General features: G+C 65.3%; 11 protein-coding genes. 6 read left to right on the forward strand and 5 right to left on the reverse strand.

Features of this window, described 5'->3' with window-relative positions; genetic code table 11:
* Positions 1 to 5: 5 nt before the first annotated feature.
* Genes BMI90_RS05170 through BMI90_RS05180 form a run of 3 tightly spaced genes read right to left on the reverse strand, consistent with a single transcriptional unit; the run spans position 6 to position 3,922 of the window.
* Positions 6 to 1,193 carry an ABC transporter substrate-binding protein gene (locus tag BMI90_RS05170; protein ID WP_078526664.1) on the reverse strand — a complete coding sequence of 396 codons (1,188 nt, stop codon included), beginning with the start codon at positions 1,191 to 1,193 and terminating at the stop codon, positions 6 to 8.
* Positions 1,194 to 1,205: 12 nt separating this feature from the next.
* Complete coding sequence (locus BMI90_RS05175; protein WP_078526666.1) at positions 1,206 to 1,811, reverse strand: CDP-alcohol phosphatidyltransferase family protein; 606 nt, start codon at positions 1,809 to 1,811, stop codon at positions 1,206 to 1,208.
* A complete protein-coding gene (locus tag BMI90_RS05180) occupies positions 1,808 to 3,922 on the reverse strand; it encodes a bifunctional TVP38/TMEM64 family protein/FAD-dependent oxidoreductase (RefSeq protein ID WP_078526668.1) in 2,115 nt (704 codons plus the stop codon). The genes BMI90_RS05175 and BMI90_RS05180 overlap by 4 nt, the downstream gene beginning before the upstream one ends.
* Positions 3,923 to 4,056: 134 nt before the next feature.
* Between BMI90_RS05180 and BMI90_RS05185 the strand changes: the two genes are divergently transcribed.
* Positions 4,057 to 4,878, forward strand: a complete 822-nt coding sequence (locus BMI90_RS05185; protein ID WP_078526670.1) for a BadF/BadG/BcrA/BcrD ATPase family protein — start codon at positions 4,057 to 4,059, stop codon at positions 4,876 to 4,878.
* On the forward strand, positions 4,866 to 6,008 hold the full coding sequence (gene nagA / locus BMI90_RS05190) for an N-acetylglucosamine-6-phosphate deacetylase (RefSeq protein WP_078526672.1): 1,143 nt from the start codon (positions 4,866 to 4,868) through the stop codon (positions 6,006 to 6,008). The genes BMI90_RS05185 and nagA overlap by 13 nt, the downstream gene beginning before the upstream one ends.
* Positions 6,009 to 6,012: 4 nt before the next feature.
* Here nagA and serB read toward each other — a convergent pair whose 3' ends face one another.
* Positions 6,013 to 6,885 carry a phosphoserine phosphatase SerB gene (gene serB, locus BMI90_RS05195; RefSeq protein ID WP_078526674.1) on the reverse strand — a complete coding sequence of 291 codons (873 nt, stop codon included), beginning with the start codon at positions 6,883 to 6,885 and terminating at the stop codon, positions 6,013 to 6,015.
* Between the two features lie 159 nt (positions 6,886 to 7,044).
* Here serB and BMI90_RS05200 point away from each other — a divergent pair, with 159 nt between their 5' ends.
* The 3 genes from BMI90_RS05200 to BMI90_RS05210 all read left to right on the forward strand — a co-directional run bounded on the left by BMI90_RS05200 (position 7,045) and on the right by BMI90_RS05210 (position 10,658).
* Entirely contained in the window at positions 7,045 to 8,190 is a 1,146-nt protein-coding gene (locus tag BMI90_RS05200) for a phosphoserine transaminase (RefSeq protein WP_078526676.1), read from the forward strand.
* Positions 8,191 to 8,262: 72 nt separating this feature from the next.
* On the forward strand, positions 8,263 to 9,858 hold the full coding sequence (gene serA, locus BMI90_RS05205) for a phosphoglycerate dehydrogenase (RefSeq protein ID WP_078526678.1): 1,596 nt from the start codon (positions 8,263 to 8,265) through the stop codon (positions 9,856 to 9,858).
* A 65-nt stretch (positions 9,859 to 9,923) separates the two neighbouring features.
* Positions 9,924 to 10,658, forward strand: coding sequence for a metallophosphoesterase family protein (locus BMI90_RS05210; RefSeq protein ID WP_078526680.1), 735 nt, complete (start codon positions 9,924 to 9,926; stop codon positions 10,656 to 10,658).
* Positions 10,659 to 10,661: 3 nt separating this feature from the next.
* Here BMI90_RS05210 and BMI90_RS05215 read toward each other — a convergent pair whose 3' ends face one another.
* A complete protein-coding gene (locus tag BMI90_RS05215; protein ID WP_078526682.1) occupies positions 10,662 to 11,534 on the reverse strand; it encodes an MBL fold metallo-hydrolase in 873 nt (290 codons plus the stop codon).
* A gap of 165 nt (positions 11,535 to 11,699) precedes the next feature.
* Between BMI90_RS05215 and BMI90_RS05220 the strand changes: the two genes are divergently transcribed.
* The gene (locus BMI90_RS05220; RefSeq protein ID WP_078526684.1) at positions 11,700 to 12,875 is read left to right on the forward strand and encodes an acetyl-CoA C-acyltransferase family protein; all 1,176 of its coding nucleotides are present in this window, start codon (positions 11,700 to 11,702) and stop codon (positions 12,873 to 12,875) included.
* Positions 12,876 to 12,950: the final 75 nt, after the last annotated feature.

Genomic DNA, 12,950 nt, shown 5'->3' on the forward strand with positions numbered 1-12,950 from the left:
GGACCTCACTTCGTGTAGCGCCGGGCCCAATCCTCGGTAAGCCGCGTCATCCAGCTTGGATGCGGCTCGGGCAGGGTCGGGCCGAGTTCGTCGAGCGTCGGCAGCGCAGGCGCGGTGGGCAGCGCCGCGAAGGCCGCCTTCGCCCCTTCGTCCAGCTTCGCCGGATCGAGCACCGAGAAACTGCCCAGCACGCGAATATCCTGCATATGCGCCTGCGTGGCCGGGTCGAGCAGGAAATTCGCCACCAGCTCCGCCCCCGCCCTATGCGCCGCGTTATAGGGGATCGCGACGTAGGAGATATTCCCGATCGTCCCGCCTTCGGGCACCCAGACGCGCACCGAGGGCGGCAGCACGCCCTGCTCGATCATCGCCGCCGGGGCGGCCGGATCGAAATGCATCCCGAAATCGACCTCGCCATCGGCCAGAAGCTGCGCCTGCACGCTCTCGTTCTCCGGGAAGGCCTCTCCCTCGCGCCACATCAAGGGGCGCAGCGCGTCATACCAGGCCCAGAGCGGCGCAGTCTCCGTCGCATAGGTTTCATCCGTCACCGGCTGCGCCAGTGCCGCCGGATCATGCGCCATCCCGACCAGCGCCTGTTTGAGGAAGGTCGCGCCGATGAAATTCGACGGGTTGGGATGGGTGAAGCGGCCCGGGTTCGCCTTGGCCCAGTCCAGAAGCCCCGCCATATCCTTCGGCGGGGTCTTCACCCGCTCCTCATCGTAATCGAACACGAATTTCGCCAGCCGCCACGGGCTCTCATAGCCATCGGTCGGCACGGTAAAATCGGTGCTCGCCGCCGCGCCTTCCGACAGATCCAGATATTTCGCATTCGGCAGATCGGCCACGAAGGGCCCGTGCAAAAGCCCCGCCTCTTTCATCGCCAGAAAGTTCGGCCCGTTGATCCAGATAAGATCGACCGCCCCGCCCTCGTCCTTGCCCGCCGCCTTCTCCGCCTGCACGCGCGAGACCGCCTCGGCGGTGTCGGTCAGCTTCACCTGCTCGACCGTGACGCCGTATGTCTCCTGCATTTGATCCGAGACCCATTCGATGAAGGCGTTGGTGCGCGGATCGCCGCCCCAGGCGTTGAAATAGACCGTCTGGCCCTTGGCCTCGGCTTGCGTTTGCGCCCAGTCGGCGAAGGCAGGCGTCGCGAGCGACAGCGTTATGGTAAGGGCGGCAAGAAGGGGTCTCATACTTTCTCCACTTTAGGAAAACGCCCGCCAGCCCATCAGCCAGCGGGTCAGGGTGGTCACGAAACAGGCGGCGGAAAAGATCGCGGCAAGGATCGGGAAGGCCTGCGGAAACAGGCAGATCGCCGCGAAGAAGAGGATCGTCTCGGCCCCCTCAGTGAGTCCGCCAAGGTAGTAGATGCCCTTGGTCGGGTAGCTCTCGGCGCTCATCCCGCGCTTCGCGGCAATCGAGGCAAAGGCCAGAAAGCTCGACCCGGTGCCGACGAAAGCGGCGATCAGGATCGCGGCGGGCAGCGCATTGCGCGCCGGATCGGCCAGAGCGAAGCCCACCGGGATCAGCGCGTAGAACAGGAAATCGAGCGCGATATCGAGGAACGCCCCGCGATCGGTCGGCCCCTTGATCCGCGCGATGGCCCCGTCGAGCCCATCCGCGATCCGGTTCAGCAAGATCAGCGCCAGCGCCAGCCAATAGGCGTGAAACGCGATCGCCGGGATCGCCAGAAGGCCCAGCGCAAATCCCGCCACCGTCACCTGATCGGCCCGGATGCCACGCGCGGCCAGCGCCTCGGCGGGCGGCTGCAACATCGCGCGTTGCAGGGGAAGGAGAGCGGCGTCGATCATCCGCGCCTCCAGGACATGAAGCGCTCCGCGATCTTCAGCGTGCGCGGATTCACATGGGCCTGCCGCCAGCGCCCGGCGGCGTTCTTCGCGGCCTCGGACCAGCTCGGATAGACATGCGGCGTGGCCAGGATCTTGCCCAGCCCCAGCCCGTGGCGCATAGGCAAGACGAATTCCGCCAGAACCTCGGCGGCATGGGCCCCGCAGATCGTCACGCCAAGGATCTTGTCGGAGCCTTTCGCGGTCACGATCCGCACGAACCCCTCGCCCGCGCCTTCCGCAAGCGCCCGATCCAGATCGCCGAGCGGATATGTCGTGACCTCATGCGCGACACCCTCCGCCTCGGCCTGGGCCGCTGTCATGCCCACCCGCGCCAGCTCGGGCGCGGTGAAGACCGCATGCGGGATCGGCGCGGCATGGGCCTTGAAGCGCCAGAACGGGGAGGCCAGCGCATTGGCCGCAGCAATCCAGCCCTGATGGCCGGCCGCATTGGTCAGCTGCATCGGCCCCGCCACATCACCCGCGGCGTAGATATTCGGCATCATCGTCTCGAGATAATCGTTTGTCTCGATCACACGGTTGGCCGGAATACCGAGGTCTTCCAGCCCGAACCCCTCCAACCGCGCCTTGCGTCCGACCGCGACCAGCAGCGTATCGAATTGGAGTTTCGATCCGTCCTCCAGCTCCAGCCATTTGCCCGCATCGCGCCCGAAGCGGATCGCCTTCGCGCCAGTCATCACTTCGACCCCATCCGCGCGCAACGCCGCCTCAATCGTCTCGGCCGCCTCCGCATCCTCGCGGATCAACAGACGCTCCGCCGCTTCGATCAGGGTCACCCCCGCCCCAAGCCGCGCCAAGGCCTGCGCGATCTCGCAGCCGATCGGACCGCCGCCGAGGATCACCATCTTCCCGGGTGGCGCAGCCATCGCCGCGAGCGCGTCCCAGAGCGTGTCCGAGGTCAGCGGCTCCACCGTCTCGATCCCCTCGATCGGCGGGATCACCGGCGCGGCGCCGGTCGCCAGAACGATCCCGCGCGCGGTCAGGCGTCGTTCACCCACCCGCACCGTCCACGGGTCTTCCAGCCGCGCATGGCCCTCGATCACCTCGACGCCTAGCCCTTGATACCGCTCGACGGAATCATTCGGCGCGATCTGCGCGATCACCTCGGAAATACGGCGCATAACGACGGGCCAATCGACACTAACCTCGGCCTTCACACCCAGATCAGCGGATCTCCGAGCCACCCCCGCCGCGCGCGCCGAGGCAATCAGCGCCTTCGACGGCACACAGCCGAAATTCAGGCAATCGCCCCCCATCGGGCCTTCCTGCACCAGCGTCACCTTCGCCTTGGCTTGAGCGGCGACATACGACGCCACCAGCCCCGCCGCCCCGGCCCCGATCACGATCAGGTTGCGATCGAACTTCGCCGGACGCTTATACCCGCGATAGGCCCGCCTGCGCGTCCAGAGCCGCAGCACCGCCCGCGCCACCCACGGAAACACAGCCAGAGCCGCGAAGGCTCCCAGCAGCCCCGGCGAGACGATGCCCGACAGGCTGTCCAGCTCCCCAAGCTGCGCGCCCGCCGCGACATAGACCGCCGTTCCGGGCAGCATCCCGAGCTGCGACACGCCATAGAATTTCCACGCCTTCATCCGCGTCAGCCCAAAGGCGAGGTTGATCACGAAGAAGGGCACCACCGGGATCAGCCGCAGCGAGAACAGGTAAAACTCGCCGTCGCGCGCCGCCCCTTTCTCGATCTTCGCCAGCCGCGGCCCGAGCCGCCCGCGCACCCAGTCGCGCATCAGGTAGCGCGCCACCAAGAACGCCAGCAAAGCACCGATCGAGGAGGCGAACGAGATCAGCACCAGCCCCTGCCAAAAGCCCAGCAATGCCGCCCCCAGCAGCGTCAGCCAGACCGCAAACGGCAGCGACAGCGCCGTCACCACGACATAGGTCACGAAAAACCCGATTGGCAGCGCAAGCGGATGTGCATCGCGCCAATCCACCAGACCGTCGCGCAAGGAACGCAGCTTGTCGGGATCGGGATCGGCGACAAGCACCGCCGCGATTACCGCCAAAGCGATCAGGCTCAGAAATATCAGGGGCTTGCGCATGGTTCTCCCGCAGCTCACGCCCCAGTGATAGAGGCGTTCCGATCTTTCCCCAAGTCGTTTTGCGCGCACTCTTCGTTACGCGCTTTCTCTCGGGCGCATGATTTGGCACTGTTACGCGCAAAACGGAGGCGGGGATGCATTTTCTGGGTGTCGATGGCGGAGGCAGCGGGTGCCGGGCGGCTCTCGCCGATGCGTCTGGCCGCGTGATCGGGCGCGGCGAAGCGGGCCCGGCCAATATCGCCTCCGACCCGGAAGGGGCCCTCGGCAATATCCTCGCCGCGTGTTCGGCCGCGATGGACGAGATCCCCGCGCAGGACATCCGCGCCGTTCTCGGGCTCGCAGGCGCCAATCTGACCCCGAATGGCGAGGCGTTGATCGAGAGACTGCCTTTTCGTGCTCGTGTGGTTCAGGACGTGACGACCTCGGTGCGCGGAGCGCTGGGTTCGTCGGACGGTATCGTTGCGGCGATCGGCACCGGGTCGGTCTTCGCGCGCCAGATCGGTGGGAAGATCCATTCGATCGGCGGTTGGGGGCTGCGGCTGGGCGACGAGGCCTCGGGCGCGTGGATCGGCCGCGCGCTGGGTATGCGCGCGGGGCGGGCGCTCGACGGGTTCTGCGACGTGACGCCCCTGTTGCGCGCCTTTCTTGAAGAGATCGACGGGCGCTCGGGCCTGATCGCATTCAGCCTGCGCGCCACACCCGCCGACTGGGCGCGCTTCGCCCCGCGCGTGCTTGAGGCGGACGATCCGGCAGCGACTGCGATCCGGGTTGCGGCGGCCGAGGAAATTCGTGCGGCGATCACGCTTTTGCAACCCGAAGACCGGCTGCCGGTGACCTGGATCGGCGGGCTCGGACCGGCACTGGCGCTGGACGACTGGCCTCGCGCAGAGGCGAAGGGCAATGCGCTCGACGGGGCCCTGGCGCTGGCAATGGAGGATGTGTTTTGGACCGGTTGATCCTGACGGCTGCGCGCGTTTTCGACGGCACAGCTTTCCATGAAAACCATGCCATCGTGCTGGAACAGGGTCGAATTTCGGCGCTCTGCCCGATCGCGGAGCTGCCCGAGGGCCAAGTGATCGAACTCCCCGGCGGAACGCTCGCGCCGGGCCTCGTCGATCTGCAGGTGAATGGCGGCGGTGGCGTGATGCTCGACGGCCATGCGACGCTCGACACACTCGCAACAATCTGCGCGGCGCATGCCCGGCTTGGGACGACGACGATCCTGCCCACGCTGATTACCGACACCCGCGCCTCGACCCAGACCGTGCTGGCCGCAGGAATCGCCGCCGTGTCGCGCGTGCCGGGGTTCGCAGGGCTGCATCTCGAGGGCCCGCATCTCGACCCCAAGCGCCCCGGCTGCCACCCGTCTGACCGCATTCGTCCGATGGACCAGGACGACATCGAGACGCTGCTGGAGGCCAAGACCGGCCTGCCCGCGCTGATCGTCACCCTCTCGCCCGCCAACGCCACGCCCGAACAGATCGCGCGCCTGTCCGAGGCCGGGATCGTGGTCAGCCTCGGCCATTCCGAATGCAGCTTCGATCAGGCTCAAGAGGCCATCGCCGCAGGCGCGCGCATGGTCACGCATCTCTTCAACGCGATGAGCCAGCTTGGCAGCCGCGAACCGGGGCTGGTCGGCGGCGCCCTCGCGACCCCGGTCTCAACCGGCCTCATTGCAGACGGAATCCATGTCCACCCCGAGTCGATTCGGCTGGCATTGGCCGCGAAACGACAGGGCGAGATCTTCCTCGTCTCCGATGCGATGGCCTGCGCGGGCTCGGAGCTGACCGAATTCATCCTCGCCGACCGCCGCATCCTGCGCCGCGACGGCGCGCTGCGGCTGGAGGATGGCACACTTGCGGGCGCCGATCTGTCATTGCCTCAGGCTGTGCGCTTAATGATCGAGACGGTTGGCGTCACCCCGGAACAGGCGCTCGCCATGGCGACCCGCATCCCGGCCGAGGCCATCGGTGCGCCCGTGGGCCGGATCGCGCCGGGCCTTGCCGGGGATCTGGTGCATCTCGATGAAGATTGGCGCCTGACCGAGGTCTGGCAGGGCGGTCAGGCGAAGTCCCCGATCGCGTAGGCGATCAAGCGAAATCCTCGACCGCGTAGCCCTGGATGTAGAGCAGCGCGCTCAGATCGCCGAAGTTGATCCGGATATCGCATTCCGCGGCGACCGAGGGTTTGGCATGCAGCGCCACGCCCGCCCCGGCGAGCTTGAGCATGCCGAGATCGTTCGCCCCGTCGCCCACGGCCATCACCTGCGCATGATCAAGCTTCAGCATTTCCGAGATTTCCAACAAAGCCTGAACCTTTGCCTCGCGCCCGAGGATCGGCTGCGAGGGCACGCCGGTCAGCTTGCCTTCCTCGACCAGCAGCAGGTTCGCGCGGTTCTCGTCAAACCCCAGCGTCTCGGCGACATAGCCGGTGAACGCCGTGAACCCGCCCGAGACCAGCGCGCAATAGGCCCCGTTCGCCTTCATCGTCGCGATCAGGTCATGCCCACCCGGCATGAAGGTGATACGTTCCTCGATCACCCGCGCGATGACTCCCTCGGGCAGCCCCTTGAGCAGACCGACCCGCTCGGTCAAGGCGCCCTCGAAATCCAGCTCGCCATTCATCGCCCGCGCGGTGATCTCCTTCACGCGCTCTCCCACGCCCGCTACATCGGCCAGCTCGTCGATGCATTCCTGCTGGATCATCGTCGAATCCATATCCGCCAGCAGCATCTGTTTGCGCCGCCCTTCACTGGGCTGCACCACCAGATCGACGCCGAGCCCCTGAAGCCCTTCCCAGGCCTCCCAGCGATTCGACGGCACCTGTTCGACGCTGAACTCCGCCGCGACATTCGGGTTGAGCCAGCGCGCATCGCCCCCGCCCCAGGCGCCGCACAGCGCATCGAGCGTGGCCTGATCCAGGTTGGCCTCTTTCGGGTCGGCGATCAGCGTGGCGGTAAACATGCGCGCTCCTTGAGGAAAGTCCGTGGAAATGTCGGTTCCGTGACCTGATGCGGCGCATTAGACCAAAAATTTCCCTTGCGCCAGAGCGGGCGCGGGCGTAATGGCGGCGGTGGGACACCCTTCCCCAACGAAGGGCGCTTATCTGGAAGGATACCAGCAATGGCTATCGACGCTCCGGCCGCGCGGCCGGCAAATCCGCGCTTCTCTTCGGGCCCCTGCACGAAGATCCCCGGTTTCTCCCTCGACATGCTCAACGACGCGCCCCTGGGCCGTTCGCACCGTGCCGCTATCGGCAAGGCGAAGCTGAAAGAGGTGATCGAAACCACCCGTGAAATTCTTGGTGTGCCCGCCGATTACCGCATCGGTATCGTGCCCGCCTCCGACACCGGCGCCGTCGAAATGGCGCTGTGGTCGCTGCTCGGCGCTCGTAAGGCGACCATGTGCGCCTGGGAGAGCTTTGGTTCCGGCTGGGTGACCGATGTGGTCAAGCAGCTCAAGATCGACGCCGAAGTGAAGACCGCCGAGTATGGCGACATCGTCGATTTCGCCGACGTGGACTTCAACACCGACGTCGTCTTCACCTGGAACGGCACTACCTCGGGCGTGCGCGTCCCCAATGGCGACGCGATCCCGGCGGATCGCGAAGGCCTGACCATCTGTGACGCCACCTCGGCCGCTTTCGCGATGGAGCTGCCTTGGGAAAAACTCGACGTCACCACCTTCTCCTGGCAGAAAGTGCTGGGCGGCGAGGGCGGTCACGGCGTTCTGATCCTGAGCCCCCGCGCCGTCGAGCGTCTGGAAAACTACGCCCCCGCCTGGCCGCTGCCGAAGATCTTCCGCATGACCAAGGGCGGCAAGCTGATCGAAGGCATCTTCAAGGGTGAGACGATCAACACCCCCTCGATGCTCTGCGTCGAAGACTACCTCGTCTCGCTGAACTGGGCGAAATCGGTCGGCGGCCTGAACGGCCTTGTCGAGCGCGCGAATGCAAACGCGAAAGCCGTCTGGGATTTCTGCGACGCGCGCGACTGGATCGCGAATCTCGCCAATGATCCGGCGACCGCTTCGACCACCTCGGTTTGCGTGAAGTTCACCGATGACCGCATCAAGGACGGCGCGGCGTTTGCCAAGGCTGTGGCCAAGCGGCTTGAGGCCGAAGGCGTGGGCCTTGACCTCGGCGCCTATCGCGACGCCCCGGCCGGTCTGCGCATCTGGTGCGGCTCGACTGTCGAAAAGGCGGATGTCGAAGCGCTCCTGCCCTGGATCGAATACGCTTTTGAAGCCGAGATCGCGGCGCAAGCCTGATCTGAAAACAGAGACGGCGGGCCGCGCGGCCCGTCTTTCCCCGATTTTCTGAAAATTCAAGGAGCCCCGAAAATGGCGCCCAAAGTTCTCGTCTCCGACAGCCTCTCCGAAACCGCTGTCCAGATCTTCCGCGACCGTGGCATCGAGGTCGATTTCGAACCCAAGCTCGGCAAGGATAAGGAAAAGCTCGCCGAGGTGATCGGCAAGTATGACGGTCTCGCGATCCGCTCGGCCACCAAGGTCACCGCGAAGCTGCTCGAAAACGCGACCAACCTGAAGGTTGTCGGCCGCGCCGGTATCGGCACCGACAACGTCGACAAGGAAGCGGCCTCGAAAAAAGGCGTGATCGTCATGAACACGCCCTTCGGCAACATGATCACCACCGCCGAGCATGCCATCGCGATGATGTTCGCGGTCGCCCGCCAGATCCCCGAAGCCGATGCCTCGACGCAGGCCGGCAAGTGGGAAAAGTCGAAATTCATGGGGGTCGAGCTGACCGCAAAGACCCTCGGCGTGATCGGCGCGGGCAATATCGGCGGCATCGTCTGCGACCGCGCGCGTGGCCTGAAGATGAAGGTCATCGCCTATGATCCCTTCCTCGGCGAAGAGAAGGCCGCGAATATGGGCGTGGAAAAGGTCGAACTCGACGAGCTGCTCAAGCGCGCCGATTTCATCACGCTGCACGTGCCGCTCACCGACTCGACCCGCAACATCCTGTCGCGCGAAAACCTGCAGAAGACCAAGCCGGGTGTCCGCATCATCAACTGCGCCCGTGGCGGTCTGGTGGACGAGCAGGCGCTGGCCGACCTGATCAAATCGGGCCATGTCGCGGGCGCTGCCTTCGACGTGTTCTCGGTAGAGCCCGCCACCGAAAACCCGCTCTTCGGTCTGCCGAACGTGGTCTGCACCCCGCACCTCGGCGCCTCGACGACCGAGGCACAGGAAAACGTGGCGCTGCAAGTGGCCGAGCAGATGTCGAACTACCTGCTCGACGGCGCGGTCGAGAATGCGCTCAACATGCCTTCGATGACCGCTGAAGAAGCGAAGGTCATGGGCCCGTGGGTGAAACTCGCCCAGCACCTCGGCGGCTTCATCGGCCAGATGACCGACGACGCGATCAAGGCGATCAACATCACCTTCGACGGCGTGGCCTCGGAAATGAACCTCAAGGCGCTCGACGCCGCGGTGGTCTCGGGCATCCTGAAAGCGTCGCAGCCCGACGTGAACATGGTGTCTGCCCCGGTCATCGCGAAAGAGCGTGGCATCCAGATCTCGACCACCTCGCAGGATCAGACTGGCGTCTTTGAAGGGTACATCAAGGTCACCGTCGTGTCGGAAAGCAAGGAGCGTTCGATCGCGGGCACCGTGTTCTCGGATGGCAAGCCGCGCTTCATCCAGATCAAGGGCATCAATATCGACGCCGAAGTGGGCGAGCACATGCTCTACACCACCAACGAGGACGTGCCCGGCATCATCGGCAAGCTCGGCACCGTTCTGGGCGAGCATGGCGTGAACCTCGCGAACTTCACCCTTGGTCGCTCGAAGCAGGGCGGTGAGGCGATCGCTATTGCCTATGTCGATGACGTGGTTTCGCCCGAGGTGGTGAAAGCCCTCAAGGAAAGCGGCAACTTCAAGCAGGTGAAGCCGCTGGAATTCACCCTCGGCTGATCTAGCTGAGGCCGGACACAGGGCCCTCCGCACCTGCGGGGGGCCTTTTACATTCGGGGATCAAGATGCGGACCTATGCGATCGGAGACATTCACGGCCATCTGGCGAAACTGCGCGGCGCCCATGCGTTGATCGCAGCGGATCGCTCGGCCTGCGGCGATCAGGAGGCCCCGATCGTGCATGTGGGGGATCTCGTCGATCGCGGCCCGGAATCTGCGGGCGTGATCGACTATCTGATGAGCGGTCAGACGCGGGGCGAGGACTGGATCGTCCTGCGTGGCAATCACGACCGGATGTTTCTGGGCTTTCTCGACGATCCCTTCACCGAGGATCACCTGCTCAGTTCCGAGGTCTCCTATCTCAACCCGCGTGTGGGCGGCGAGGCGACGCTCGAAAGTTACGGCATCGCGGATGCGTTTTCCCGCCCGCTGGCAGAGATCGCGTCCGAACTCGGCGCCATCCCGCAGGTCCATCGCGACTGGCTTGCGTCCCAGCCCGCGTATTTCACCCGCGGCGAAGCGATCTTCGTGCATGCGGGGCTGCGTCCCGGTATCCCGCTCGAAGATCAGGTCGAGGATGATCTGCTGTGGATCCGCAAGCCTTTCCTGACCGACCCGCGCGATCACGGCGCGCTCGTCGTGCACGGTCACACCAATATCGAGGCGGCCACCCATTACGGTAACCGCCTCAATCTCGATTCCGGCGCGGGCTATGGCCGCCCGCTTTCGACCGTGGTGATCGAGGGCCGCGACGCATGGCTGCTCACACCCGAGGGCCGGGCGGAGCTGCCACGCGGCTGAACCTCAGCGCGGCTCGAAATAGTCGAGCGGGATCTTGAGGTAGGACCGCCCGTTGCCTTCCGCCTCGGGCTTGCGACCGCCACGGATATTCACCTGTAGCGCGGCCAGCATCAGTTTCGGCAGCGGCAGGGTCGCATCGCGCGCCTCGCGGGTGGCGATGAACTCTTCGCGCGAAATCCCGTCCTTCACATGCTTGTTGTGCGCGCGGTGCTCGGCCACGGTCGCCTCGCAACGCGGCTCTTCCCCCTCGCCGGGATAGTCGTGACCGATGAACAGCCGCGTGTCGGCTGGCAGATCGAGGATTGCGCGCACCGAATCCCACAGCTCGGCCGCCGAGCCACCGGGGAAATCGGCGCGGCTGGTGCCGCTCTCGGGCATCATCAGCGTGTCATGCACGAAAGCTGCATCGCCCACGACATAGGTGATCGAGGCCAGCGTATGCCCGGTCGAAAGCATCACCCGAACCTCGAGATTGCCGATCGTGAAGGTTTCTCCCTCGGCAAAGAGGTGATCCCACTGGCTGCCATCCTGCGGCAGATCGGGCGTGTTGTAGATCCCGGTCCAGAGGCTCTGCACCTTGCGCACGCGCTCGCCGATCCCGCGCCTGGCGCCCAGCTTTTCGGCCAGCCAGACGGCAGAGGAGAAGTGATCGGCATGCGGATGCGTATCGAGCACCCATTCCACCTCGATCCCGGTCTCGCGGATGTAATCGAGGATCTTCTCGGCATTTCCATAGCCCGTGGCTCCCGCTTGGTGATCGTAATCCCAGACCGGATCGACCACGGCGCCCTTCATCGTCTCGGGGTCGTGGAAGACATATTGCCAGCTTCCGGTGGGCTTGTCCCAGAATCCCTTCACAATCGGGTTCGCGCTCATTTCTCTCTCCTGTCTCACATTCGTCTTCATGAATGTGTTTGCGACCTCTCCTGTTTCAACCCCACCTGAGGGCGTTTGTGACGTGTCGTCATTATGACGCAGTCGTGCTGGCCCGGGCTCCACCAAGGGATTACGCTCCCGCCCAAAGTAACCATGGAGGCCCCCATGACTGGCATCGTCATTCTTTCCGGCACCCGCACGCCCATCGGTACATTCGGCGGATCGCTCTCGGGTTTCGCACCCATCGACCTCGCCACCCTCGTCTCGAAAGAGGCGATCGCCCGCGCCGGCATCGCCCCCGAAAAGATCGACCAGGTCGTCTTCGGGCACATCATCAACACCGAGCCGCGCGACATGTATCTCAGCCGCGTCGCCGCCGTGCAGGCGGGCGTTCCGGTCGGCACGCCCGCAATGAACGTGAACCGTCTTTGTGGCTCGGGTGTTCAGGCGGTGGTCTCGGCGGCGCAGATGCTGATGCTCGGCGATGGCGATTTCGCCCTCGCGGGCGGCTGCGACGTGATGAGCAAATCGCCCTATATCGTGCCCGCTGCGCGCTTCGGCCAGAAGATGGGCGACACGCGGATGCTCGACATGATGACCGGTGCGCTGTCGTGCCCCTTCGGCACCGGCCATATGGGCGTCACCGCCGAAAACGTGGCTGCGGAGTGCACCATCTCGCGTGAGGATCAGGACGCCTTCGCGATGGAAAGCCAGGAACGCGCGGCCAAGGCGATCGCCGCGGGTCACTTCAAGGACGAGATCACCCCGGTCGAGATCACCTCGCGCAAGGGCACCGTCGTCTTCGACACCGACGAGCATCCCAAGGCGACCAGCCTCGAGAAACTCGCAACCCTCAAGCCCGTCTTCCAGAAGGACGGCTCGGTCACCGCCGGCAACGCTTCGGGCATCAACGACGGCGCGGCCGCGCTTGTCATTGCACGCGAAGAGGCTGCCGCCGCGGCTGGGCTGAAGGCGCGCGCCAAGATCACCGGCTACGCCATCGCGGGCGTGCGCCCCGAGGTGATGGGTCTCGGCCCGATCCCCGCCGTTTGTGCGCTCCTCGAGAAAACCGGCCTTTCGGCTGCGGATTTCGACTGGATCGAGAGCAACGAGGCCTTTGCGGCGCAGGCTCTCGCGGTTTCGCGCGAACTCGGCCTCGACCCGGCCAAGGTCAACCCCGATGGCGGCGCCATCGCGCTTGGTCACCCGATCGGCGCCACCGGCGCGATTCTGATCGTGAAGGCGATGCATGCGCTCGAGCGCACCGGCGGCAAGCGCGCGCTGGTGACCATGTGCATCGGCGGCGGCCAGGGCATCGCAATCGCGATCGAGCTGGCCTGACCCGGCGGCGGGAGAAAGATCGGATTTTCACAATTTTCTCCCGCCCACCTCCCCATCGCGGTTAAGCGGCTGTTC

The sequence above is a fragment of the Thioclava sp. L04-15 genome (genome assembly GCF_002020275.1).
In the GTDB taxonomy this organism is placed as follows: Bacteria; Pseudomonadota; Alphaproteobacteria; order Rhodobacterales; family Rhodobacteraceae; genus Thioclava; species Thioclava marina.

Excerpts from the sequence above, each read along its gene's own strand:
- BMI90_RS05200 (WP_078526676.1), top strand. The coding sequence starts at position 7,045 with ATGGCTATCGACGCTCCGGCCGCGCGGCCGGCAAATCCGCGCTTCTCT.
- BMI90_RS05175 (WP_078526666.1), bottom strand. The coding sequence starts at position 1,811 with ATGATCGACGCCGCTCTCCTTCCCCTGCAACGCGCGATGTTGCAGCCG.
- BMI90_RS05170 (WP_078526664.1), bottom strand. The coding sequence starts at position 1,193 with ATGAGACCCCTTCTTGCCGCCCTTACCATAACGCTGTCGCTCGCGACG.
- BMI90_RS05185 (WP_078526670.1), top strand. The coding sequence starts at position 4,057 with ATGCATTTTCTGGGTGTCGATGGCGGAGGCAGCGGGTGCCGGGCGGCT.
- serB (WP_078526674.1), bottom strand. The coding sequence starts at position 6,885 with ATGTTTACCGCCACGCTGATCGCCGACCCGAAAGAGGCCAACCTGGAT.
- serA (WP_078526678.1), top strand. The coding sequence starts at position 8,263 with ATGGCGCCCAAAGTTCTCGTCTCCGACAGCCTCTCCGAAACCGCTGTC.
- BMI90_RS05180 (WP_078526668.1), bottom strand. The coding sequence starts at position 3,922 with ATGCGCAAGCCCCTGATATTTCTGAGCCTGATCGCTTTGGCGGTAATC.
- BMI90_RS05220 (WP_078526684.1), top strand. The coding sequence starts at position 11,700 with ATGACTGGCATCGTCATTCTTTCCGGCACCCGCACGCCCATCGGTACA.
- BMI90_RS05210 (WP_078526680.1), top strand. The coding sequence starts at position 9,924 with ATGCGGACCTATGCGATCGGAGACATTCACGGCCATCTGGCGAAACTG.
- BMI90_RS05215 (WP_078526682.1), bottom strand. The coding sequence starts at position 11,534 with ATGAGCGCGAACCCGATTGTGAAGGGATTCTGGGACAAGCCCACCGGA.